We start from the raw sequence: 3,478 nt of genomic DNA on the forward strand, positions 1-3,478 counted from the left end.
TTTCTTTCCAACAATGCATCGGTGCAAAATTGTAAGCACCTTGTTCTTTTTGTAATTGCTTTCTTATATTCACTTCCATCTTTGAATAAACCAGTTATAAATGGCATATATCCCCTCTACTTAATTTGTGAATTTTAGGCATAACGCCTGGGATAAGGTGCGCCACGACCAACTCACCAAGCGCACAGAACTTCGAACCAAAACCGCCGAGTCAAACGCGTCACCTTGATACCTTTGTTATGGCGAGCTCCAAGTAACCTACTCAACTTCAATGCACGCTACCGCCAAACAGGATCATTTGCCTGCCATATGATTCAGGCATCATACATCACTGAGTAAATAGGAAGTTGAGGGATCGCAGTTTTTGTGATTAATTTCAGGTAGCTATAACTGAAACCTGACTTTTTTGATGGGAATTTAAACAGGATTTATTCAGAAGAGGAACGGACTGCTCTCTTCTATCTGTGTGAATCGGTGCTTAAGAAAAAAAACAGCGAGTACTAAACGACAATCGAGCGTGCTGCGGACTGGAACCAACGATGCCGATTTTCATTGCAAACATCCAGCACCATAACAGGATTTGAAAACTACTGCTTGCTAGCTGCCAAGCCTCGACCCAACGAAAATGAAGGAAATCAACACAACTGCAGGAGCCAATTGGACAAATGAAAAAAGCCACCTCAAAACGCCAATCGGGCGGTTGCATACAGAAACCACAATTGTCTATTTTCCTTGAGAACTACCATCACCATAACAGAGCTGGAAAACTGAGATTCACTAGCAACTAAGCACGACCCGCCGGCAATAAAACGACAGCCACGTTGCCTGTACGCCCCTGCGCCATAACGCCTACAATAAGGTGTGCCACGTTGGACCAACCAAGCGCACCGAACTTCAAACCAAAAATGCCGAGTAAAACGCATCACCTTGATTGTTTTGTTAGCTGTCTCCCAGCTCAAAGCGGCTTGTCCGCCTTTGCCAAAAGTACAGCGCGGTTCACAGCCTCAGCGATCATCATTGGCCAAATGGATCTTGGCGCATAGCCTCTGTAACCACACCACTTTCAACATCCAGATCGATACTCAACTGCGGTAACCATGAACGTGTGGTTGCCATGGCCGGAGATATTGCGAACCGATTGGCACATTGCCTCAACCGCACAATACGACGAACGGATCTCACTGCATGGGATAGCCAGTGGGATTTGCAACTCACCGCGAAGAAGACAGGCTATTGTACGGCAATGGTCTAGCAGAAATGGAATGTAGACCTTACCACTGGGAAGCCAATAAAATCGATGTACCCGACACAATGACCAAGCCAGCCTGGCAACAGTATTAAAACAAAGCAATACATCAACCAGCGATCGACAGCTAACACCCGCCATAAGTTGTGCACCCACTGCACTTACAAAACCCACCATACTTCAAACCAAAAATGCGCCGTGTAATGCATCAATTTAATGGCCTTGTTAAATGCTTTACTATACAAGTACATATTTTGTTTTTTTACTTGCAAGTGAATCGTTGGCAATATCGACTAAACCCGCCCAAGATGATTTTGTACAACTTTTAAGAAACTCTCTAGTTTTTAACTGAGGCCAAGAATAACAGGCTGCTGCAATGTAACATCTTGACGTAATTACTTGACCTTCACACTGATCATATTTTACGACCCCATCAAGAACCATCTTGATATCCTGTTCGCACGGGATAAATCCTGAATATAAAATTGCTGAACACGCACCAGAGAGAAGAAGCTCATTTGAGCTATCGAGCAAACTGATTAGGAAGTTAACTCTATTGTTTGCGACGTCTGCCAACAAGCATATAGAAAAGCCTAGATCTCGATAAAGTACAGTGGCCTCAAAATCTTGTTTTACTAACTCTTTGAGATAAGGTACAGAACTTTTAGTACCTGTAATACCGATAGCTCTAATGACAAGTGATGGTACTCGCCATGATTTCGGCTTAGAAAGCAAAAATTCCAACGCAGATAATAGAGCTTCCTCATAACTTTCAAGTTTTTCTTTAGTTATTTTAGAAACTGCTCTCTTAATTTTCGGGACAGATTTAGACTGTAGATCTTGCTCAATTTTCATAACCTCTGTCCCTAATTTTAGTTGGACACTGCAAATAGCATTTAACGCCAGCTTCAGCTGCCCCAAATACGAAGCGGGTTTTGTGTTATTGTTTAAGCGCAGCGAGTTAACACCAAAACCGCGCAGTGTTTGGGGTCAGACTGGAAGCACTTGTTAGCTGGTAAAGTCTATTTAAAATAATCACTTAACACTACCACAGAAGCCAAAGGGACTCGCCTAGCGAACACTAAATTTTCGTTGGGCATCACATCTGACGCGCCTTTCATCAGCACTGTTGCTGCATACGGTGTGACAAAGTTGATGGCTGCCATTTCTCATGACGAAATCTAAAACCTTGCCACCCACTCTATTAAACCCATGACACTTTCAACACCTTGCCCACGATAATCATTGGAGGCGGAAAACAACTGTAAATGGGAACCTGATATGAAAACCGCCGAGTCCACAATAGCCAATAGCGGGAGAGATGGCGGTTAATGAAACCACTGCACTTCAACCCCTTCCAAATGCGATATTAAATGGCAGACTTACGCAAAAGTTAAAAGCCGCAGCAAATACAAATGCCAGCGTTGAGCCGAGGGGTAACCAAAATATTACCAGCCACAAAACTCACCCCCTGCCAATAATAAACAGCTAACGCCTGGGATAAGGTGCGCCACGAACAACTCACCAAATCTACTGAACTCCATACCAAAAATGCCGAGTGTAACGCGTCACCTTGATACCTTTGTTATGTGCGCAACCAAGAGTTACACTGAATATTTCAGTTTAACAACCACTTACAACTCTGAATTGTATGAAAAACAAATCTTGTTCAGTTGGGTAGATTTTACGAATTATCCACTTGAGAACAAACACAAATGGAAGGTTTTCTGCTTTTGCATGCGTTCTATTTAACTCACTCAACTTCAGCGATTCAATGCTCAAGATTTCTATCTGGCACATTTTACGACCATCTTCGTGAGTACATGCATCTAATATCTGACCTACAGAGTAATGACTATCCGACTTATCACGAATTGTCGCGGTCTTCTTACCGGTTAAGATTTGACATTCCAACCGTTGGAAAAACGTCATACAACTACTCATCGATTACACCTAATTTCTATTGAGTTGCTCTAAGCACATAACGCCAGCAATAAGGTGTGCCCCACTGAACCAACAAAGTACACCGAACTTTATACCAAAAATGCCGAGTGTAACGCATCACCTTGATTGCCTTGTTAAACCGGCTTTGTTGCGTAAATCGAATTTAAGCTGAACGGACTCAACATTTGTTTGGGATTAATCAACTCTAGTTGTTTGAGGCATGGTAAGACTCGACAGCTTATTTAAAGCTCGAACAGCTGCGTAGGCTTCACCTACTTGAGCATCATA

The 3,478-nt window shown here is 42.9% G+C and carries 3 protein-coding genes; 1 reads left to right on the forward strand and 2 read right to left on the reverse strand.

What is annotated here, in order from left to right:
• The first annotated feature begins 1,197 nt into the window (after nucleotides 1-1,197).
• Nucleotides 1,198-1,341: a hypothetical protein gene (locus EIZ48_RS27725; protein ID WP_160658573.1), complete on the forward strand. Its 144-nt coding sequence runs from the start codon at nucleotides 1,198-1,200 to the stop codon at nucleotides 1,339-1,341.
• A 142-nt stretch (nucleotides 1,342-1,483) separates the two neighbouring features.
• Here EIZ48_RS27725 and EIZ48_RS27730 read toward each other — a convergent pair whose 3' ends face one another.
• Nucleotides 1,484-2,101 carry a hypothetical protein gene (locus EIZ48_RS27730; protein WP_160658575.1) on the reverse strand — a complete coding sequence of 206 codons (618 nt, stop codon included), beginning with the start codon at nucleotides 2,099-2,101 and terminating at the stop codon, nucleotides 1,484-1,486.
• Between the two features lie 768 nt (nucleotides 2,102-2,869).
• A complete protein-coding gene (yqfB, locus tag EIZ48_RS27735) occupies nucleotides 2,870-3,190 on the reverse strand; it encodes a N(4)-acetylcytidine aminohydrolase (protein ID WP_160658577.1) in 321 nt (106 codons plus the stop codon).
• Between the last annotated feature and the right edge of the window lie 288 nt (nucleotides 3,191-3,478).

The sequence above is a fragment of the Photobacterium alginatilyticum genome, assembly GCF_009910675.1.
In the GTDB taxonomy this organism is placed as follows: domain Bacteria; phylum Pseudomonadota; class Gammaproteobacteria; order Enterobacterales; family Vibrionaceae; genus Photobacterium; species Photobacterium alginatilyticum.